This window comes from Neoakkermansia glycaniphila (assembly GCF_900097105.1).
Taxonomy (GTDB): Bacteria; Verrucomicrobiota; Verrucomicrobiia; order Verrucomicrobiales; family Akkermansiaceae; genus Akkermansia; species Akkermansia glycaniphila.
This window is the reverse complement of the sequence record NZ_LT629973.1, coordinates 2,749,408-2,770,840: the sequence shown is the minus strand read 5'-3', so window position 1 is coordinate 2,770,840 and position 21,433 is coordinate 2,749,408. Positions and strand designations below refer to the sequence as shown.

Below are 21,433 nucleotides of genomic sequence, written 5' to 3'. Positions count from 1 at the left end.
CCTGAAATATTTCTACCGAACATCCGTATATTTGTACATGGCATTCGTTCGAAAGATGGAATTATGGGCCCTGATGGCAACGGTTGTATGGAGCTGTTCCCCGACCGTCCAAGGCAAAATGACCGAAAAGGAAGCGACTCTGCAGGATCAATTGATCGTCAATGATCCGGGGCCGTCTTTCCTTATTTCTGCGACACAGGCTGTTTTCATGCCGCCTATGCTGAAATGGCAGGATTGGGACTACTCTCCCCTTTGGGTAAAAAAGCCGCAGCCGATTTCCAAGGCTTTGCCCAAGGATTGGCAAACAAGAGTTCATTTCGACAATTCCATGGGCCGATCCCGCGCTCTCGTCCGATTCCCCCAAGGAACGGATTTATACGGACAGGGAGAAGTGTTCGGAGACTTGCAGCGGAACAGAACCAAGATCGGCATCTGGAACACGGATAATTTCGGATACGGCACTGACGGAGGAAAACGGCTGTATCAGGCCCATCCTTGGATGATGGGTGTTCGGGAAGATGGTACGGCTTTCGGTATCATTGCCGATACGACATGGCGTTCCACACTGGAGGCGACGGATACGGAGATCATTTTTGATTCGGAAGGACCTGTCTTCCCCATCATCGTCATTGAGGGCAAATCCCCTCAGTCTGTGCTGACCCAGTTGAGCGAGAGGATAGGCACCATGGCTCTTCCGCCTCTGTGGTCTCTCGGATACCAGCAATCCCGCTTTTCTTACGAGACAGCGGAAAAAGGGCTCAACATTGCTAGGGAATTCCGCCGCAGAAAGATACCGGCGGATGTGATCTGGATGGATATCGACTACATGGACGGTTACCGCGTCTTTACCATCGATAAAGAGCGTTTCCCGGACCCCATGGCATACAGTAAAGCTCTGCATGAGATGAACTTCAAGGGCGTATGGATGATCGACCCCGGCGTCAAGGCCGATCCCGGGTATTTCGTGTTTCAATCGGGCAACGCCAACGATGTGTGGGTCAAAAAGCCGGACATGAAAACGGACTTTGTCGGTCCTGTGTGGCCGGGAGACTGCAAGTTCCCCGACTTTACACGCGAAGAAACGCGTATCTGGTGGGCTGGGCTGTACAAGGACTTCATGCAAAAGAACGGAGTGGACGGAATCTGGAACGACATGAACGAGCCTGCCGTCTTCAATTCTCCCGGCCACACGATGCCAGTGAACAACTATCACCGCGGCGATGCCCAGTTGCAGCCGGGCCCGCATGTGCAATATCATAACATCTACGGCATGCTGATGATGTCGGCCACACTGGACGGCATGCAGGCCGCACAGCCCGACAAACGCCCGTTCCTCCTGTCTCGCGCCAATTTTCTGGGCGGCCACCGCTACGGAGCTACCTGGACGGGGGATAATTTCAGTACCGAAGAGCACATGAAAATGTCCATCCCCATGACTCTGAACATGGGAATGTCCGGCCAACCGTTCAACGGGCCCGATCTGGGTGGATTCGGCAACAATGCATCGCCCGAGCTATTCGAACAGTGGGTAAGTTTCGGCGTCTTTTTCCCCTTTACCCGGGCGCACGCCTGCAAGGGGACCAATCAGAAGGAACCCTGGGCATTCGGTCCCGGCGTGGAAGAAGTGGCTCGTACCGCCATTCAACGCAAATACCGCCTGATTCCTTACTACTACACGCTGTTCCGGCAATCCTCGAAAAACGGCCAGCCCATCATGAAACCCACCTTCTTTGCCGATCCGGCGGACAGGAAACTGCGAGACGAACAGACGACCTTCCTCGTAGGGGAAGACTTGCTGGTTATTCCCACATTCGCCAAAAATCCCGATTTGCCTGCAGGCAACTGGCTGCCCGTCACCTTGCTGGAGGGCGGCAAGGATGCCAACGACAGGCAGGCGACTCTTAAAGTACGCCCCGGAGCCATCATCCCTCTGGGAGCAGAGGTCCAAAGCACCGTAGAACCCATGCTGGAAACAACGACCCTGATCGTCAATCTGGATGAACATGGCAAGGCGCAGGGCGAATTATATCAGGATGCCGGAGACGGATACGGCTATACGACCGGAGATTACAATCTCACCCGCTATCATGCGGAAAGCACGCCGGACGGAGTGCGCATCTCTTCCCGTATCGTCGAAGGCAACCGCCCGACGGCGACGAGGAAACTGATCGTGCGGCTGCTGACACCTCAAGGCGAGAAGACGGCTGAAACCATACCGGGACAAGATATCGTCGTGAAGTAATCGGCAAATTTCCAGCCTTGCATCGGACCGGTTCAAGGCTGGAACCCGGCTTTGATTTCCATGGCCGGAGTCTTGCCGTGCAGTCGTGACTGATTCACCTCCGCCGCAAAACGCAAACCGTCGCCCAATTCGGCAAAATCCAGCACCCAGAAATTGGGATTGCGCCCCATCTCGCGGCGCACGGCTTCTTCACGGGCTTTCAGAACATTCAGTGCATTGACCTGCTCCGACGCACCGCGGGAAGCTGTCAGCGGCGTCACGAAGTGGTTGACGATCAGCAGATCGTTCTTCTTATCCCCCCGGTTGAATGTATTCTTCAATTCGGCAGCGGCCGATGCCTGCCACGGCGTTTCCACGCATTGCTTCCATACAGGCATCAGCCATGCGGGAGAAATTCCGGGCCTGTCCGTCATCACGACCAGCCGCTTGCCGCTACGCCGCATTTCGCCGAGGGTGGGCCAAGGTTTCCCCTCCTCCCGTGCGTAACACATGGAAGACAGTCCGGCACGGTCGAATTCCACAGCCAGTTGCTCCGCATCCACATACGATTCGAAAATCAGCGTCACGACGGCTTGTGGACGGACATCCAGCCACGTTTTCAAATCGCCCAGCGCATCCTGCAGCGGGCGGCTGCCCAAAACCGCGGCCCATTCCGGCCCGTGCCGCAACACGACTTTGCCTTCCTGCATCCAAACGTCCCACATCAGAGCATGCACCCCGGCATCCAGCAGCGATTCCATCTTCCCCTGCTGATTCGGAAAATGCCAGCCATCCTCGCTGTTGCTCATGGCATTGTGGGCGCAGAGCCACAGCACGGCATCATAACGGACATTATCGGGCAACCGCTCGGGAGACCAAGCAGACTCCTCCTCCGGGCTTGCGGCAACCTTGGCGGAGGGAGAACCGGATGCTCCACCAACAAGCAACCCGCAGGCACATACCGCCCATGCCATGGCGAACATATTCATCAATCAGCAAGCATAGCATAACCATTCCCGCCCGTCCACGAGAAACCGCATGCATCAGGCACAAAAGAGCCGCCCTGCATCAGGGCGGCTCTTCGGAAAACGGCACTGCCGCGATGTCAGGCGATCGGAGTAGAAGCCACCAGTTCTTCCTGATGCATCTTGCCAAGCTCTTCCACGCGGGCAGGAACGAGGTTCAGCGCAGCAGCCACGCGCAAACCGTAATCCGGGTGTGCCTTGTAGAAAAGGGCGCACTGGCGGTATTGCAGAGCTTCGCAGGCATTCCCGAGATGGGCGGCGATATTGCCGATCAGGTGTTCACGCTGCGTATCGTCCATCACGCGGCTGAACAACACGCCAGGCTGCTCGAAATCCACGGCCTCGATGGGGCGCGTATGGCGGCCGATCATCGCGGGCATCAGCTCGATAGGAGGCGGCGCAACCTGCGGAGAAACAGCCGTACCGTAGGAATTGGGATAATAGTTCTGTCCGGAACCTCCGTTGCCGTCCACAGCCATGGCTGCATCCCGCTGGAAGGTCATGGCCGGGGCATGCTTCGGCATATTGACGGGTACCTGCGTGCTGTTCGGCCCGATGCGGTGGCGGTGGGCATCATGGTAGGCGAACAGACGGCCCTGCAGAAGCTTGTCCGGTGAGGCGAAAATGCCCGGCACGAAATTGCCCGGCGAAAAGGCGGCCTGCTCCACTTCCGCGAAGTAATTGTCGGGATTGCGGTTCAGAACCATCCGGCCAAGGGGGATCAGCGGAAAATCCTGATGGTACCACACCTTCGTGATGTCGAAGGGGTCGAAACGGTACTCCTGCGCCTGCTCGGGAGTCATGATCTGCACGCAAACCTCCCATTCGGGATAATCGCCGCGGTCGATAGCCTCGAACAGGTCGCGGATATTGGAATCCGGATCTTTCATATCCATCTCCGCCGCTTCCTGCCGGGAAAGGGTCTTCCAACCTCCGACCGGCCGGAAATGGTATTTCACCCAGACGTATTCCTTGTTCTCATTGTACCACATGAACGTATGACTGCCGAAGCCGCCCATGCGGCGGTAATTCATGGGCGTGCCGCGGTCAGAGAACAGAATGGTCACCTGATGGAGGGATTCCGGCGTCAGTGAAAGGAAATCCCAAAACGCGTTCGCATCATGCAGGTGGGTCTGGGGATTGCGCTTCTGCGTGTGGATGAAATCCGGGAACTTGAGGGCATCGCGGATGAAGAAAATGGGCGTATTGTTGCCGACGAGGTCGTAATTCCCTTCCTCCGTATAGAACTTGACGGCAAAACCGCGAGGGTCACGCGCCGTATCGGAAGAACCGCGTTCGCCCCCGACCGTCGAGAAGCGGACAAAAACTTCCGTCTTCTTGCCGACTTCCGAAAGGAAGCGGGCGCAAGTGTATTTGGACAAATCATTGGTCACCTCAAAATAGCCGTAAGCACCCCCGCCCTTGGCATGCACCACGCGTTCGGGAATGCGTTCGCGGTTGAAATGCGCCAGCTTTTCCAGCAAATGCACATCCTGCATCATCGTGTAGCCCTCGCGCGGCCCTGTCGTCATCGACGCGAGATCGTTATCCACCGGAGCGCCTTCCGCCGTTGTCAGTTTGATATTGTTTTTCATACCTTGATAATGGGATGATAGAAGGAAAACAGTCGGGCAACAAGCCTATTCGATAACAGTTATCAACTGCACGACGGATTTTGCACCTTGCCGCACATTCCAGTATGACAAAACGGAAACTCATTGATTATAATTATTCCAAATGCAATAATTTTGATTCATTACAAAAAGTTTCAATTTTTCCTTGCATTCCGTCATTGTCATGGTAATCTTTGCGCGCATTCGTACAATCATCATATCAACCAACGGTGCACACGGATCCCGGTTCTATATCCGGCAGTGTGCTTTCTTCCATCAGCCGCGACTTGTCCGGCAAAAATGCCGGTGACATTCTTCAACGAGTGGCCGACCAGTTCAAGGGCGAAATTGTTTGCGCCACCTCCTTCGGACTCGAAGACCAGGTTCTGACCGACCTCATCATCCGGCAGGGTTTGCAAATACCCCTCGTGACGCTGGATACGGGACGCCTCTTCCCCGAAACCTACGAACTCTGGGAACGGACGGAACAACGCTACGGCATCCGCATTCAGGCGTTTTTCCCGCTCAGCTCCAGCGTCGAGCAGCTCGTCAATGAACGCGGCATCAACTCGTTCACGCAAAGCGTCGAATACCGCAAGGACTGCTGCCGCGTGCGCAAACTGGAACCTCTTTCCCGGGCATTGAAAGACCAGAAGGCATGGATATGCGGACTCCGGCGCAGCCAGTCCGTCACGCGCCAATCCGTCGAAGCCGTCGAATGGGATTCCGCGCATGGCCTGTACAAGTTCAATCCCCTGTTCGACTGGTCGGAAGACGATCTCCGCCAGTACATCAAGGCGTACGATGTTCCCTACAATGCCCTGCACGACCGCGGCTTCCCCAGCATCGGCTGCGCATGCTGCACCCGCGCCGTCCGCCTCTGCGACGACGTAAGGCAGGGCCGCTGGTGGTGGGAAGAGCCCGAACACAAGGAATGCGGCCTGCACAACAGGCCCCGCCACTGAACCGGACCTTCGGAATTCCCTTCCTTCCGCCGCCATCCAGCCCCCCGGTTCGCCCGACAGGCAGCCGGAACACCATCCCTCCCGGCCGGAGGCATGCCCACACGGCGCCTCCGGCAACAATCCCACTCCACACCACATCCACCACCATGCCTCCATATAACCTGAGCCAACTGAAACAACTGGAAGCCGAAAGCATCCACATCTTCCGGGATGCCGTCAGCCAGTTCGAGAACCCCATCCTCCTCTATTCCATCGGCAAGGACTCCTCGGTTCTCCTCCATCTCGCCCGCAAGGCGTTCCACCCCGGCAGACTGCCCTTCAAACTGCTGCACATCGACTCGACCTTCAAGTTCAAAGAGATGATCCAATTCCGCGACGAGTTCGCCCGCAAGCACGGCCTCGACCTCCTCGTCCACAGCAACCCGGACGGCATCGCCGCCAACGTCAACCCGTTCGACTACGGCAGCCGCAAATATACGGACATCATGAAGACGCAGGCTCTCCTGCAGGCTCTGACGGCCGGAAAATACGACGTCATCTTCGGCGGAGCCCGCCGCGACGAAGAAAAATCCCGCGCCAAGGAGCGCATCTTCTCCTTCCGCGACAAATACCACCAGTGGGACCCGAAAAACCAGCGTCCCGAACTCTGGTCGCTGTACAACGGCCGCATCAATCCCGGCGAAAGCGTCCGCGTGTTCCCCCTGTCGAACTGGACGGAGATCGACATCTGGCAATACATCCGCCATGAAAAAATCGAAATCCCGGACTTGTACTTCGCGCGCAAACGCCCCGTCGTCGAGCGGGACGGCACCCTCATCATGGTGGACGACGACCGCCTGCCCCTGCAACCCGGCGAAGTACCACAGGAACGCCTCGTCCGCTTCCGCACGCTGGGCTGCTATCCGCTGACGGGAGCCATCGAATCCTCGGCCTCCACCGTGGAAGAAATCGTGGCCGAGATGCTTCAGACGCGCCTCAGCGAACGCTCGACGCGCATCATCGACCACGACGGAGACTCCTCCATGGAGCAGAAAAAGCGCGAAGGCTACTTTTGATCCCGCCCGCCCGGACATTGACCACCACTATACCCAGAATCATTTCACGAACATGGACATCGACAGTTATCTCAACGAACATGAAAACAAAAGCCTCCTCCGCATCCTGACCTGCGGTTCCGTGGACGACGGCAAATCCACCCTCATCGGCCGCCTTCTCTACGACAGCAAGCTGATCTTCGACGACCAGCTCAGCGCCCTCCGGCGCGACAGCGAAAAAAGCGGCACCACCGGAGCGGGAGAATTCGACTACGCCCTCCTGCTCGACGGCCTCAAGGCCGAGCGGGAACAAGGCATCACCATCGACGTAGCCTACCGCTACTTCACCACGCCAAAGCGCAAGTTCATCATCGCGGACTGCCCCGGACACGTCCAGTACACCCGCAACATGGCCACCGGAGCTTCCACGGCCGACCTCGCCATCATCCTCATCGATGCGCGGCACGGCCTGCTCACCCAGACCCGGAGGCACGCCTTCATCGTCTCCCTGCTCGGCATCCGGCACCTCATCGTCGCCGTCAACAAGATGGACCTGTTCGACTACGACCGGAACGTCTTCGACAACATCCGGCGCTCCTTCGAGGAATTCGCCACGGGCCTCCACATCCCGGACATCCGCTACATCCCCCTCTCCGCCCTGAAAGGCGAAAACATCGTCCAGCCCTCCGAGGCCATTCCGTGGTACGAAGGCCCTTCCCTGCTCGACATCCTTGAAACAGTGGATACGACAGCGGACAGGAACCTCGACGACTTCCGCTTCCCCGTCCAGTACGTCATCCGGCCCGACCTGCATTTCCGAGGCTTTGCCGGATCGGTCGTCTCGGGCACCATCCGAACCGGAGACGAAATCGCCGTACTTCCTTCCCTCCGCACCTCGCGCATCAAGCGCATCGTCACAGCGGACGGCGACCTCGGCGAAGCCTTCGCTCCCCAGGCCGTCACGCTGGAACTGGAAGACGAAATCGACATCAGCAGCGGAGACATGATCGTCAAAGCGGACAACCTGCCCACCGTCTCCCGGCACCTGGAAGCCATCGTCATCTGGATGACGGACACCCCGCTGCGCGAAGGAAACAACTACCTCCTGCGCCATGCCGGGCGCAACGTCAAGGCCCACATCACGGACATCGTCCACCAGATCGACGTCAATACGCTCGAACAGCAGGCCGCGGACAATATCCCCCTCAACGGCGTCGCCCGCATCCGGCTCGAAACCGTCGCTCCTCTCTATCTGGACAACTACCGGGACAACCGCTCCACAGGAGTCTTCATCCTGATCGACCCCGTCACCAACACCACGGCAGGCGGCGCCATGATCCTGCGTCCCATCGAAGAGAACGACGGCTCCGGCACAGCATCGGCTCCGGCGGCACTCACTCCCATCTCCCTCGAACAGGGGTACATCACCGCCACCCAGCGCATCCGGAGGCAGGGCTATGCAGGCAGGGCCATCCTGCTTTCCGGCACGGATGCCGAACAGTCCCGCCATTGGGCCAAAACGCTCGAGCAGGAACTCTTCGCACGAGGCCTGCAAACATACTACCTCGCCGAAACGCAGCCGGAAACGTCCGTACCCTCCCCCGATGGCGTACAACGGCTGGCTGAACTGGCCTACACGCTTGCCGGAGCGGGCATCATCGCCATTGCCGCCATCCCGCATTTCCCCGCCGAGGATTTTGCCTACTGGCCGCCCGCCGACGGCACACGGCAGCCGCTGCTCGTGTGGCTGGGAGAGCCCGGCACCGCTCCGGCCGGCACGCACATCACCCTGCATCCCGGCAAACAAACGGAGCAGCGGTTCAACCTCCTCGTCGCCCTGCTCGCCGAAACGAACATCGCGCCGGAAACCTCCACCCACTAAACCGGCACCGCCTGAACCATGCAACCCGCCACCCATCCAGACAAAAAAATCCCGGACGTATCGACTCATACGTCCGGGATTGGATGGAAATCTCTGCTTTCAGGACTTTGCCGCAACCGTTTCTTCGCTCTGGAGAGCCTTTTCCGGTCCGCTGTTCTTGAAGCTTTCGAAAACGGTACGGGGTTCGCTCGGATTCTTCTGCAGCGCTTCAAAAATCTTGTCGCGCATCTGCAGCGCCGCTTCGAAGGCGGCCTCTTCGCTACCGTATTGGCGGTCGGAGAAGTACTTCGTAAACTGATTCCATTTACGGCAAATACTCAATCTCCAGCCCTGAAACGACGTTGTCTCGTATGTGTACCTCGTGATGTTACGTTGTGTCATGGTGAACTGGGTATGGGTTCGTAATCGCACAGAATTATGCCCTACGAAACGACTGTCTCACGATCACCATGCCATTTCAACCTAACAAACTAACATTTTTTCAAGATTCGGCAGAATTCACTTGGCAACGGCTTTCATCACATTGCCCAGAGCAGCAGACAATGAGCGCGCATTGGACAAGGGAACGTCCGTGTCGTATCCCCAGATCATCACACCGCCGATTTTCTGCCGAATGATCTCCTGCCCCTTCTGCTTGATAAGGTCCGGACCGTTGAAGTAATGCTTCTTCTTCGACTTGGGATCGACGAACGTATTCTCCGAAGCCTTCATGCGCGGAAACGAGCTCACGATATAACTGTAGCCCTTCTGCTCGTCCCAGTTGCGGTTCTCCACCTCGTTCGAATAAAACGGCACTCCGGCCACGATCTTGCAGTCCGGCATACCCGCCTTGCGGCAGGTATTGATATCGTCCAGCATGGCCTGCATGGTGGAGTGTTCGCCGCCTTTGTCATAGCTCATCGTATTGCCCCAGTCCAGCTGATCCAGCACACTGGGAGAAGCCATCTTGTAATAGGGTGTGAAAGCCGCCGTCACGGAGCATCCCTGCTCGAACAGCACGGGCTTCACCTCGCAGAGCAGCCACGCGAAATTCTGCCAGTCCTCATCGTTGTCCGGATATTCCCAGTCGAAATCGACACCGTCGAAGCCGTGCTTCTTGACGTACTCGCCCAGCGTCTTCGCCAGCTTCATCCTCTTGTCAAGAGATGCGCTCGTCGCTTTCAAACCGGGCGACGAATGGGCGATGCCGAGAATGATGGATACCGGACGTTTGCCGCGCAGCTTCTTGAGCTTTTCCAAACCCTGCAGGAATTTCGGATCCTCGCCGCCTACGATATTGCCCTCCTGATCGACGCTCACATTGAAATAGATGATATCGGTAATCAGTTTGAAATGGTCGGGCTGCAGCAGATCCGGGAACCAGTCCACCAGATTCGAACTGCGGAAATACGGCACGACGCGGTATTTGAACGGGAACACCTTGGCAGCACCCGCAGGAGAAGGATTCTCGATCTTCGCCTGCTGGCCGTTCACCGTCACATTCGTGCATTCCGCATCCACCTTCGCATTGCCGGGGGCGGATTTCTTCATATCCACCACCAGCCAATAATAGGCATCACCGGAAGCCGGAAGATTCTGGTTGCCAGCGAACGAAATTTCCCGGCCACCCTTTTTGACCATCTTCATATCGACGGGTTTCGCCCGGTAGTGGTCGGGAGCATTCAGCGAGAAGTAGGGTGTGCCGCCGGAACAGTACAGCGTTACATTGCCGATGGATTTCAGATCGCTCGTTCCTTCGAAATCGAACGTCAGCTTGTCCAGCTTCCCGGCCTGCCCGTCCGCTATGCGCACGCGAAGCAGGGGTTGTTTTTCCAGTCCGGCGTAAAATACGGGCTGTGTCTGGGAGCATACGGCTTCCACGGCCTGAGCGGCCGTACCGGCACAAAGGCTCAAAATGAGCGTTTCTAGAATGCGTGACATCGCCTGCAACGGTAACACAATTTCCGTTGCAGGTCAAGATGGCCCCGCGTCGGCGCAGACTACATGCCGCAGACGGCGGATGCAAAGCATCACCGGGGAATCTCGCCGACAGTCGTGCGGTTGTTGCGCCCGTCATCCCAGCCGGAGGGAGCCTGCCCGCCGCCGGAAGGAGCAGCGGCATCATCGCCGGCAGAGGGAGCAATCGCCGGGCGATCCGCTGCGGGAAGTTCCGGCACATTGATTTTCTGGGCATTCGCATCCTCCACCAGAGTGGCTTTCACATCATCCTTCACGCTTTCGAAAAACTTCTTCACGATGGATGCCGCCACGCGCCCCCCCGCGATCACTTCATGAGGACTGCCCTCATACAGGGCTGCATACGCATAGCGGGGATTATCGCTCGGCAGGAATCCGGCGAACCATGCCAGGAGGCACTCGTCGCTCTCCTTGCCCCACTGGGCGGTGCCCGTCTTACCGGAATTGGAAGTATAGCTCAAGGCGGCGCGGCTGCCGGTGCCGCCGTCCACGACGGCGCGCATCCCCTTGCGCACAACGGCGCAGGCATCCTTGTAATCCGTCAGATTATTCTGAATCTCCGGCATATTGGCGTTATACACCACATTGCCGTTGATATCGAGAATCTGCTTGACCAGATGAAGCTTGGGAAGATAGGTGCCGTTCGCAATGCCGCACATGGCATGCGCCACCTGCAAAGGAGTCGCCAGCAGCACTCCCTGCCCGATCGACATATTGGCGCTATCGCCTTCCAGATAAGGCTTGTCCTTCGTCCGGTTCATCCTCCGCGACATGAACAACTCGTCGGGCACGCATCCCGCCTTGTCGGGAAGCGGAATACCCGTCGTCGAACCGTAGCCGAAACGGCGGGCCGTATCCATCAGCAGGCGCGTTTCGTTCTTCATCCTGTACACGGCAGCCTTGTACATGAACACATTGTTCGACGATGCCAACGCCTGCACGCAATTGATGGAACCGGCCGGATTCTTGCTGTGGTTGCGGAAAATGTGATTGCCGATCGTAATCGAAGCGGGACAATCGATCAGCGTATCCTCCGTAATGGCCCCGTTGTACAGGGCCGAAGCGACGGTAATCGCCTTGAAAGTCGAAGCAGGAGGATACACGCCTGCAAAGGCGCGGGAGACGAGCGGGCTGCTGGGATCGTTGCGCAGCTTGTCATATTCCTTCTGCGAAATGCCCGGCACGAAGGAATTCGGATCGAAGGTAGGATTCGAAGCCATGGCCAGAACCTCACCTGTCCGGCAATCGAGAATGACCAGCGCGCCGCGTTTCGCCGTACCCTGCAAAGCCTTCTCCGCCAGTTTCTGCCACTTCGCATTCAGGGTCGTCACCACCGTACCGCCGGGCTTGGGTGGAGACTGGATATTGTTGATCAGCTCCTTGCCGTTTTCATCGAACATCAGGCGGCGCACGCCGGGCCTGCCAGTCAACTGCGCGTCGTATTTCTGCTCCAGGCCGGAACGCCCCTCGCTGAACTCGAACACGGGGTCGTTGTAATTGATCGGCCCCTTCGCCAGCTTGCTTTTCACGCCCGGATGGCCAAGCAGATGGCATGCGCTGTTCTTGCCGGGGTAAGTGCGGATATATTGGGGAGACAATTCCGCCGCCTCGATCTTTTGTATGCGCTTGCGATACTTGTCGGCATCCTTGGCACGGAGCACATCGGAAATGGGAAGAGGCAGCCACCGGCGATCCCGGTAATGCGCAATCAGATCTTCATCCTTGAATTCACCTACCTCAATACCGAGGCGGGCCACTTCGGCCAGGCAGTTGCGGGCCACGGACAAAATATGGGCATCGCTCTCATCCTTCAACTGCCCGAACACGATGGAAGCGCGGTAAGCGACTTCCGACTGCGCCAGAGGGTTGCCGAAACGGTCGGTAATCTGGCCGCGCGGAGCGGGAATCAGCAGGGAAATCGTCCGTGCATCCTTGCGGGTGCTGGCATACGTCACCCGGGAAGGGTCAAACGGATCCGTACCGATGGCGGGTTTTGTCGGCAGCGGCTTGTAGGTGGGCAGAGTTCCCACATTGCCCGGTGTCGGAGTATCCGGCACAGCCTCGAACTCCGGAGCTTCGTCCACGCCTTCGCGTTCACCCGTACCCGACACCGTATCCGTACGGTCGCCGGCCATCTTCACCGTCTGCACCACATCTTCTTCCACCTCTTCGGCAATCGGCGGCTCCGTGGCGTCGACAGGATCGGCGACAACACTTTGAGCATGCACAAACCCCTGACCGGCAATGGAAAGGGATACACTACAGGAAAGGAGGAAACGAAGCAGGGACATTGCGCGTGCAATATACCATCGAACACGCTCGCCCACAATCACTAATTATGTCTCCAAACATTTAGATTACTGCCTCATTCCATACTTGCCCTGGCACAAAACATTGCACATACTTCCGATGATATGGCACGCATCAACGAACATTTCCTCAAACTCCAGGCCGGATACCTTTTTCCGGAGATCGGACGCCGCGTTCAGGCCTTCGCCGCGGAACATCCCGACAAAGCCGGGCAAATCATCCGCTGCGGCATCGGCGACGTGACGGAACCCCTGCCTTCGGCTGCAATCGAAGCCATGCACAAGGCCGTCGACGACCTTGCCACGCATGAAAACTTCCACGGATACGGCCCCGAACAGGGTTACGCATGGCTCCGCGAAACCATCGCCCAAAACGCGTACGCCGCGCACGGCATCCGAGTCTCCGCCGATGAAATCTTCATCTCCGACGGCGCCAAGTGCGACATGGGCAACATCCTCGACATCTTCGGGCCAGACAACAGCATCGCCGTACCCGACCCCGTCTACCCCGTCTACGTCGACACCAACGTCATGAACGGAAACACCGGAAACATTCAGGAAGACGGCACCTACGAAGGGCTCGTCTACCTGCCCTGCACTCCGGAAAACAACTTCGTGCCGGACATTCCCAAGGAAAAGGTGGACCTCATCTACCTCTGCTTCCCGAACAACCCCACCGGAGCCGTCGCGCGCCGCAACGATCTGATCAAATGGGTCGAATACGCACTGGCGAACGATGCCATCATCCTCTACGACGGAGCCTACGAGGCCTTCATCACCGATCCGCTGATTCCCCGCTCCATCTTCGACATCCCCGGTGCGCGCCGCTGCGCCATCGAATTCCGTTCCTTCTCGAAGCAGGGCGGCTTCACGGGTGTGCGCTGCGGCTACGTCGTCATCCCGCAGGAACTCACCGGCAAGGACGGCCAGGGCAACCGCGTCCCCGTCTCCCAGCTCTGGGCACGCCGCCACAGCACCAAATTCAACGGAGCAAGCTACATTGTCCAGCGCGGTGCGGCGGCTCTCTTTACCGAACAGGGCCTGCTCGAAACCCATACCCTCATCAGCCACTACCTCGGCAACGCCTCCCTGCTTGCCTCCGCCTGCCGCCAGGTCGGCCTGCGCGTCTGGGGCGGTGAAAACGCCCCCTACATCTGGGTCGAATGCCCCAAAGGCACGAGCAGCTGGGAAATGTTCGACAAAATGCTGAAAGAAGCCCTCGTCGTCATCACGCCCGGCGCGGGCTTCGGCTCCATGGGGGAAGGATTCTTCCGCATCTCCGCCTTCAACACGCGCGACAACGTGAACGAAGTGTGCCGGCGCATCCACAAGCTCTTTGCCTGATATCCGGCAGCATGCACCCTCTTCGGAACCCCATGATCCTGCTTGGAGCCATGGGGTTCCTCTGTTCATGCGGCGAGAAAACGGAATCGCGCTCCTCGCCTCCGTCCGGCCTCGCGGAACACGCAGAACTCCGTGCATGGACCATGACCCGCCCCATGGCGGGAACCGCCTTCACGGCCCATCTCTACACGAACCTGCCTGCCTCCGAAGTCGAAAAAGCTCTTGCTCGTGCCTTCGAGGCTGCAGCAGCTTTGGAAAAAACACTCTCCTGCCGGGATGCCGCAAGCGAACTGAACCGCCTCAACAATGCCCCGTCCGGCAGCCCCTTCCCCATCTCCCGGCCGCTCGCCCAATCCCTGCAACTGGCCTGCCGCCTCGCGGAAGAAACGGACGGAGCCTACGATCCCACCCTCGGCCCGTGCATCCGCCTGTGGCACCGCGCGCGCAGCCGGGGAGAACTGCCCGCCGAGGCCGAACGACTGCAGGCACTCGCCGCATCCGGCCATGAAAAACTCAAGATAGCAGAAACCACCGCGACCAAACTCGTTCCCGGCATGCGCATCGACCTCGGCGGCATCGGCAAAGGCATGATGCTGGACGCCATGGCCTCCGAACTCCGCCAATCCGGCATCCCCCGCTACCTCCTCACGGACACAAGCGACCTCCTTGCCGGAGAGCCTCCGCCCGGCAAAACAGCATGGGAATACAAGGACTCCGGCGGAAAGATCATCCCCCTCCTGAACGAAGCGGCATCCACATCGGGAGGAAACAGGCAAAACATCGTCATTGGGAGCCGAAGCTATGCCCACGTGATCGACTCCCGCACGGGGCTGGGCATCCGGGCTGATCTTCCTCCGGCTACCGTTCACGCCCCTACCGCAGCGGAGGCCGATGCCCGTGCCACGGCTGCCGCCGTACGTGCGGCCCGATGCGCCCCGCCGCAACGGGAGATGAAAGAAGCTTGCCAAACACAGTAAAAACCTTGTACACTCCCCTCGACGGGAAACAGGCCACCATGGGGAAAATCACGGAAGAATGCATACGCAAAGTGAAGGAGGCGACGGACATCGTCGAACTCATCAACAAGTATGTGCAGCTCAAACGCGCCGGAACCGCATGGAAAGGCTGCTGCCCATTCCACGCGGAAAAAACGCCCTCCTTCTCCGTCAACCCCTCGCGGCAATCCTTCAAATGCTTCGGTTGCGGAGTCGGCGGAGACGCCATCAAATTCATCATGATGTATGAAAACCTCGACTATCCCGAGGCCATACGCAAGCTGGCGGACATCTCCAGCATCCCCATCGTCGAGGAACAGGACAACCCGCAGGAACGCCGCCGCCAGAAACTCCGCAGCAAAATCATCGAAATCAACAACCTCGCGGCCGACTACTACCACCGCCTCCTCTGCCGATCGCCGCAGGCGGCCCACGTCCGCGAATACCTGAAGCAGCGCGAAATCGGCATCGACATCGCCAAGGCATGGCAGCTCGGCTGGGCTCCCGTCTCCAGCGACGGCCTCCAGCACCTTGCGGCGCAGAAAAACATCGCCGAGCCACTCCTCAAGGAAGCCTACCTCCTCGGCACCTCGCAAAGCGGCCGCACCTACACTATCTTCCGCGACCGCCTCATGTTCCCCATCCGCAACATGCGCGGGGAAACCGTCGGATTCTCAGGCCGCATCATGCAGGCGGACCAGGACCCGCGCAAATACGTCAACACCGCCGAAACCGCAGCCTTCCACAAAAGCGACCTCCTCTTCGGCCTCTATCAGGCCCGCACGCACATACCCAAAAACGCAGACACCGCCATCCTCTGCGAAGGGCAAATCGACGTCATCGCTTGCCATGAAAAAGCCGGGCTTCGCCACACCGTCGCCCCGCTCGGCACCGCCTTCACCGAAGAACACTTCCACCTCCTCCGCAAATGCGGCACCCGGCGCATCATCCTCTGCCTCGACGGCGACGCCGCAGGCATCAAAGCCAGTGAAAAAGACTTCCGCATCCTCGCAGCAGCAGGCATGGAAGTCTATCAGGCCGCTCTGCCCCCCGGCGAAGACCCGGATTCTCTCATCCGCCGAGACGGAGCAGATGCCCTTCGCACGCTCGTGGAGCAGGCACGCCCCTTCCTTGAAGTGCGCCTCGCCTACGAACAGGAAAACACCCCGACCGATTCCAATGCCCGCGCCGCACTGGCCCACCGCATGATCGACCTCCTCCTCTGCATTTCCGACCCCATTGCGCGGGACGTCGCCACGGCGGACATGGCCAGCCGCCTGCACATCGGGCTGGAAGAACTGCGAACCGCCGTCTCCTCCGGAGCCAAAAAGGCCGAACGCATGAAAACGGGCCGCCGCCCCGCGCCCGCCGTCGATCCCGAAGAAACCGCCTATCGGCAGGCTCCCGTCGAAATCGCCCGCCCTCTCGCCGTCCATCGCTCCATCATGGCCCTCTGCGAACTCGCCCTGTGCAACGACCGGGCGCAGGAACTCATCATCGACCGCATCGAAGAACTCATGGAACCCATGCGCACCCTGCCCGGCGGCAGCATCCTCCAGAGCATACTGGAAGCCAGCCCCCCGCCCGGAGACGAAGAAGCATGGGCCGCCTTCCTCGGCACCCTGCCCGCCGGCCACGCACTCGCCCTGCGGGACATCCCCGTGCGGCACATCGAACTCTCCCGCCCCGAACACCACATTCAGGAAGCCTGCGCCGCCATCGCGCGAGTCACCCTCGAAATGCAGCGCGATGCCATCCGGGCCCGCCTGCAGGACCCCTCCGTTCCTCCCGACGAAAAACTCGAACTCTCCCGCCAGATCGTCGAAATCAACCGCATGCTCATCGAATAGCGCCCGCTGCCCGCCTTGCCGGAAGGATGCGCTTGCCAACAGTCCGCCCTTCATGCTAGACTGGGCATACGGATCAAAAGCACCGGCTTTTCGTTTCGGCATGCCTGAACCATCTCACCCTCCACCACCGACTTCCTCCCATGTTCACCATCTTCTTCCGGGCCTTTCTGATGATCGCGCCGGCCATTTTACTATCCATCTTTCTGCTTACCGACAATCTCGAATCCGCCGAGCAGGTCGCTCTGACCACCAGCAAACCCTTCATGTGCGTGGTCTTCGGCATCTACGAAGCCATCCTCTTCAAAATATGGGTCATGCCCTATCTGGCCGACCGGATCGTGAAATTCCTCTACGGCGACCAAGGCAGCCTTGACGAAAGCATGGAACGCATCCTTCAGGACATCCGCGAAGGCCGCAAAGATGAAGCGCTCAAAGCTCTGGAAGCCTACACGGCGGACTATCCCCGCCACCTCACCGGCTGGACCGAACGCGCCAACCTCCTGCGCGACGGCTTCAAACGGCCGCAGGATGCCGTCAAAGTCCTTGAGGAAGCCGTCGCACACATCTCCGGCAAGGAAGACAAGGCTCTCCTCCTCTACCGCATGGCGCGTATCTATGAACTCTCCCTCGACAACACGGCGGATGCGCAGAAAACCTACCGCCTGATCGCCGAACAATACCCGCGCACAGCCTACGGGCGGGAAGCTCTCGCTCACATTTCCGAATAGCCTCTTTTCCGGCATTCTTTTTCCAGCCGTTTCCGGCACATCCCGGCCCGCATTCCTCCGGCTTCCGGATGCTGTAAATCTATCTGTTTTTTAACAGGTCGTGCTTCCCGTGTGTCTTGCCTCATATGGACACACATGAAACTCATCCAAAAAAGAAGGATAACGCGGAAGACGAAGGACTGAACGGTTTCTACCACCCTCTGGAAGAAGCCGAAAAATTGAACGAGGCCGGAGAAGGCCACCCTCTCAACATCATGTCAGACCTCTACTATGAATCCTCTTCGGAAGCGTTTCATGAACCTGAAACAAACTGGAAGAAAGAACAGAAAAAACAATAAACCGACACAGCCATGAGCACAAACACACCCGCACCAGTCGGATCGTCCGGCAAAGGAGCATCCCTTGCAAGAATGGGAGTCTTCACGCTCGCGATGATCAATGTATCGGCCATCGTCAGCCTCCGCGGGCTGCCGGCTGAAGCCACCTACGGACTCAGCTCCGCCTTCTACTACATCTTTGCGGCCATCTTCTTCCTGATCCCGGTATCCCTCGTGGCGGCCGAGCTCACCACGGGCTGGCCCCAGAAAGGCGGCGTCTTCCGATGGGTCGGTGAAGCCTTCGGCACCCGCCTCGGATTCCTGGCCATCTGGCTTCAATGGATCGAAAGCACCATCTGGTTCCCCACCGTCCTCACCTTCGCCGCCGTCTCGCTCGCCTTCATCGGCCCCGACCAGCGATGGGATGAAGCCGTATCCGCCAACAAATGGTATGTCCTCGCCATCGTCCTCGCCGTCTATTGGAGCGCCACACTGCTGAACTTCAAAGGCATGAGAACATCGGCAGGCATCACGAAATGGGGTACCATGATCGGCACCGTCATCCCGGGAGCCCTCCTCATCGTATTCGGCCTCATCTACTGGGGTTCGGGCAACAAGGTGGACATTAACATGGCCCCCGGCAACTTCTTCCCCGACCTCACGAACTTCAACAACATCGTGCTCGCGGCCAGCATCTTCCTCTTCTATGCAGGGATGGAAATGTCCGCCGTACACGTCAAGGACGTGAAAAACCCCGGACGCAACTATCCGATGGCCATCCTCATCGCCTCCCTCATCACCGTGGGCATCTTCGTCCTCGGCACTCTGGCGATCGGCTACATCATCCCCGAAGCCCAGATCAACCTCGTCCAGAGCCTCCTGATCGCCTTTGACAAATTCTTCACGATCTTCCACATCACATGGCTCGGACCTGTGATGGCCGTATGCCTTGCGTGCGGCGTACTGGCACAGGTCGTCGCATGGGTAGGCGGCCCCTCCAAAGGTCTCCTGCAGGTAGGATATGCCGGGTACCTTCCCCGCGCCATGCAGAAAACGAACAAGAAAGGCGTCCAGACGGGCATCCTGTTCATTCAGGGCGGCATCGTCACCATCCTGTCCGTCATGTTCGTCATCATGCCCTCCGTCCAATCGGCCTACCAGATCATCTCGCAGCTCACCATCATCCTGTACCTCATCATGTACATGCTCATGTTTGCTGCCGGTATCGCCCTGCGCCACAAGGAACCGAACGTTCCCCGCACCTTCCGCATCCCCGGAGGAAAACACTTCGGCATGTGGCTCGTGGCCGGCGTCGGCCTCCTCGGCTCCGTCATCGCCTTCCTGTTCAGCTTCGTCCCTCCGGACCAGATCTCCGTGGGCAGCCCGACCCTGTACGTCGTCATTCTGCTTCTCGGAGCCGTCATCTTCGCAGGCATACCCTTCCTGATCTACGCCATGAAGAAACCCTCGTGGAAGAATACGGACTCCGCCAACGAATTCGAACCCTTCAACTGGGAACTCAAGAAAACGAATACCGAAACATCCGCCCCGGCACCGGAACAGCAACACTAACACTCGCACAGCCATGAATAAAAACGACATCCAATCGGCCATCGAAACGGCTCACGCGAAATTCGCCGGATGCACGGACGGAGCCAACGCCTCCTACATCCCCGAACTGGCCAAGGTACCAAGCACTCTCTTCGGCATCGCCGTCGTCACCAAAGACGGCGAAGTCTTCAGCACCGGCGATGCGGACACGCCCTTCGCTATCGAATCCATATCCAAGGCCTTCAACCTGGCCTTGGTCATGGACCAGATAGGCTCCAAGACGCTCCGTGAAAAAATCGGCGCCGACCCCACCGGAGAACCCTTCAACTCCGTGCTGGCGCTCGTCGCCCACGGAGGCCGCCCTCTGAACCCGCTCGTCAATGCCGGAGCCATGGCCACCGTCAGCCTCGTCGCCGGGGAAAACGGAGAAGCCGTCTGGGCCAACATCATGAAACGCTTCGCCGCCTTCGCCGGGCATCCTCTGAAAATCAACGACGACGTCTACGCCTCCGAATCCGCCACCAACAGCCACAACAAAGGCATCGCATGGCTACTCGACAGCGCCGGCTACTTCTACAACCAGCCCGACATGATCGTGGACCTCTACACCCGCATGTGCTCGCTCAACATCACCGTCAAGGACCTGGCCGTCATGGGCGCCTCCTATGCCAACGGCGGCGTCAACCCCCTGACCCACGAACCGGCCGTCCAGCGTGAAAACATCGCGGAAATCCTCGCCGAACTCACCATGTCCGGCCTCTACGATTCCACGGGCGACTGGCTCTACCGCACGGGCCTTCCGGCCAAAAGCGGCGTAGGCGGCGGCATCGTCACCATCGTGCCCAACCGGATGGCCATTGCCGCCTTCTCGCCGCCCCTCGACAAATACGGCAACAGCGTACGCGCGGAAAACGCCCTCATCGACATCATCGAAACGCTCGGCCTCAATCCGCTCAAGAGCTGAACCCGCCCCCACGCCTCCACCATGCAAAACGCCCCGTCGGTCCACAGGATCGGCGGGGCGTCGTTCATTTCTCCGTCAGGCGGAGAAACCGTAAACCCGCTCGTGAATCACGCGCACATACCCTGCCAGCGTCTCGGGATCGCACTCGCGGTTGCCCATCAGCCACAGAGGCAAAGATTCCCCACCCGCCCGGTAGGAAGGCTGCACGTAATCCTGCGTCAACAGAATGAAACCGTTCCTCTTGTAATAATTGATACGCCGCTCGGCCATCTCCGTCTCCGCCGGTTCCACCTCCAGAATCTGGAACATCGGCACCTCGCGGCGCAACCACTCCAGCACCTTGCCTCCGATGCCTGCGCTGCGCAGCTCGGAAGAAACCGCCAAATGCTCGCAATAGCAGAACTCGCCGAAATCCCATGTAATGAACAGCCCGACGGGAACTCCGTCCACCAGCACCACCCGGAAAAACATCTCCGGAGCATCGTCGATCAGCCGCAGCAGCGCATCGGTCTCCCGTCGCTCCTCCAGCGGAAACGCGGATTCGTAAAGAGGCAGCACGGTCTTCACCCACGGGTGCGAACTGTCGCGCACCGTCTGCAAGGTAACTGTCGAATGAACCATAGAACGGCATCCTGCCACAGCCCTGCCGGGGAAACAAGGAGAAAATGAATCATCCCAT

The 21,433-nt window shown here is 58.8% G+C and carries 17 protein-coding genes; 11 read left to right on the top strand and 6 right to left on the bottom strand.

Annotation, left to right across the window (positions count from 1 at the left end):
* Positions 1-73: 73 nt before the first annotated feature.
* Entirely contained in the window at positions 74-2,242 is a 2,169-nt protein-coding gene (locus tag PYTT_RS11575; RefSeq protein WP_172801828.1) for a TIM-barrel domain-containing protein, read from the top strand.
* A gap of 32 nt (positions 2,243-2,274) precedes the next feature.
* Here the strand turns inward: PYTT_RS11575 and PYTT_RS11570 are convergent, their stop codons facing one another.
* Both PYTT_RS11570 and PYTT_RS11565 read right to left on the bottom strand, forming a co-directional pair.
* Complete coding sequence (locus tag PYTT_RS11570; RefSeq protein WP_176712525.1) at positions 2,275-3,195, bottom strand: phosphoinositide-specific phospholipase C-related protein; 921 nt, start codon at positions 3,193-3,195, stop codon at positions 2,275-2,277.
* Positions 3,196-3,326: 131 nt separating this feature from the next.
* Complete coding sequence (locus PYTT_RS11565) at positions 3,327-4,841, bottom strand: catalase (RefSeq protein ID WP_067777657.1); 1,515 nt, start codon at positions 4,839-4,841, stop codon at positions 3,327-3,329.
* A 248-nt stretch (positions 4,842-5,089) separates the two neighbouring features.
* On the opposite strand from PYTT_RS11565, the gene PYTT_RS11560 reads away from it, so the two are divergent.
* The 3 genes from PYTT_RS11560 (at position 5,090) to cysN (ending at position 8,740) form a co-directional block, all read left to right on the top strand.
* Positions 5,090-5,824, top strand: a complete 735-nt coding sequence (locus PYTT_RS11560) for a phosphoadenylyl-sulfate reductase (protein WP_245741035.1) — start codon at positions 5,090-5,092, stop codon at positions 5,822-5,824.
* Between the two features lie 146 nt (positions 5,825-5,970).
* Entirely contained in the window at positions 5,971-6,879 is a 909-nt protein-coding gene (cysD, locus tag PYTT_RS11555) for a sulfate adenylyltransferase subunit CysD (protein WP_067777658.1), read from the top strand.
* A gap of 16 nt (positions 6,880-6,895) precedes the next feature.
* A complete protein-coding gene (cysN, locus tag PYTT_RS11550; RefSeq protein WP_281241784.1) occupies positions 6,896-8,740 on the top strand; it encodes a sulfate adenylyltransferase subunit CysN in 1,845 nt (614 codons plus the stop codon).
* A gap of 99 nt (positions 8,741-8,839) precedes the next feature.
* Here the strand turns inward: cysN and PYTT_RS11545 are convergent, their stop codons facing one another.
* The 3 genes from PYTT_RS11545 to PYTT_RS11535 all read right to left on the bottom strand — a co-directional run bounded on the left by PYTT_RS11545 (position 8,840) and on the right by PYTT_RS11535 (position 12,924).
* A complete protein-coding gene (locus PYTT_RS11545; RefSeq protein ID WP_141675905.1) occupies positions 8,840-9,121 on the bottom strand; it encodes a hypothetical protein in 282 nt (93 codons plus the stop codon).
* Positions 9,122-9,238: 117 nt separating this feature from the next.
* Positions 9,239-10,660 (bottom strand): glycosyl hydrolase family 18 protein, encoded by a 1,422-nt coding sequence (locus tag PYTT_RS11540; RefSeq protein ID WP_067777661.1) that lies wholly within the window; start codon positions 10,658-10,660, stop codon positions 9,239-9,241.
* An 89-nt stretch (positions 10,661-10,749) separates the two neighbouring features.
* Positions 10,750-12,924, bottom strand: a complete 2,175-nt coding sequence (locus PYTT_RS11535) for a penicillin-binding transpeptidase domain-containing protein (RefSeq protein ID WP_172801827.1) — start codon at positions 12,922-12,924, stop codon at positions 10,750-10,752.
* Positions 12,925-13,110: 186 nt separating this feature from the next.
* Between PYTT_RS11535 and PYTT_RS11530 the strand changes: the two genes are divergently transcribed.
* From PYTT_RS11530 to glsA, 7 genes are all read left to right on the top strand, one after another.
* On the top strand, positions 13,111-14,349 hold the full coding sequence (locus tag PYTT_RS11530) for an LL-diaminopimelate aminotransferase (RefSeq protein ID WP_067777663.1): 1,239 nt from the start codon (positions 13,111-13,113) through the stop codon (positions 14,347-14,349).
* 32 nt (positions 14,350-14,381) lie between these two features.
* Positions 14,382-15,326: an FAD:protein FMN transferase gene (locus PYTT_RS11525; RefSeq protein ID WP_067777664.1), complete on the top strand. Its 945-nt coding sequence runs from the start codon at positions 14,382-14,384 to the stop codon at positions 15,324-15,326.
* Positions 15,327-15,331: 5 nt separating this feature from the next.
* Positions 15,332-17,194: a DNA primase gene (gene dnaG / locus PYTT_RS11520; protein WP_067777665.1), complete on the top strand. Its 1,863-nt coding sequence runs from the start codon at positions 15,332-15,334 to the stop codon at positions 17,192-17,194.
* 140 nt (positions 17,195-17,334) lie between these two features.
* Positions 17,335-17,922, top strand: coding sequence for a tetratricopeptide repeat protein (locus PYTT_RS11515; RefSeq protein ID WP_067777666.1), 588 nt, complete (start codon positions 17,335-17,337; stop codon positions 17,920-17,922).
* Positions 17,923-18,047: 125 nt separating this feature from the next.
* Positions 18,048-18,260 carry a hypothetical protein gene (locus PYTT_RS11510; protein ID WP_067777667.1) on the top strand — a complete coding sequence of 71 codons (213 nt, stop codon included), beginning with the start codon at positions 18,048-18,050 and terminating at the stop codon, positions 18,258-18,260.
* Between the two features lie 12 nt (positions 18,261-18,272).
* Positions 18,273-19,811, top strand: coding sequence for a glutamine/gamma-aminobutyrate antiporter GadC (gadC, locus tag PYTT_RS11505; protein WP_067777668.1), 1,539 nt, complete (start codon positions 18,273-18,275; stop codon positions 19,809-19,811).
* Between the two features lie 13 nt (positions 19,812-19,824).
* The gene (glsA, locus tag PYTT_RS11500; protein ID WP_067777669.1) at positions 19,825-20,754 is read left to right on the top strand and encodes a glutaminase A; all 930 of its coding nucleotides are present in this window, start codon (positions 19,825-19,827) and stop codon (positions 20,752-20,754) included.
* A 75-nt stretch (positions 20,755-20,829) separates the two neighbouring features.
* On the opposite strand, the gene PYTT_RS11495 is transcribed toward glsA, so the two are convergent.
* On the bottom strand, positions 20,830-21,375 hold the full coding sequence (locus tag PYTT_RS11495; protein ID WP_172801826.1) for a GNAT family N-acetyltransferase: 546 nt from the start codon (positions 21,373-21,375) through the stop codon (positions 20,830-20,832).
* Between the last annotated feature and the right edge of the window lie 58 nt (positions 21,376-21,433).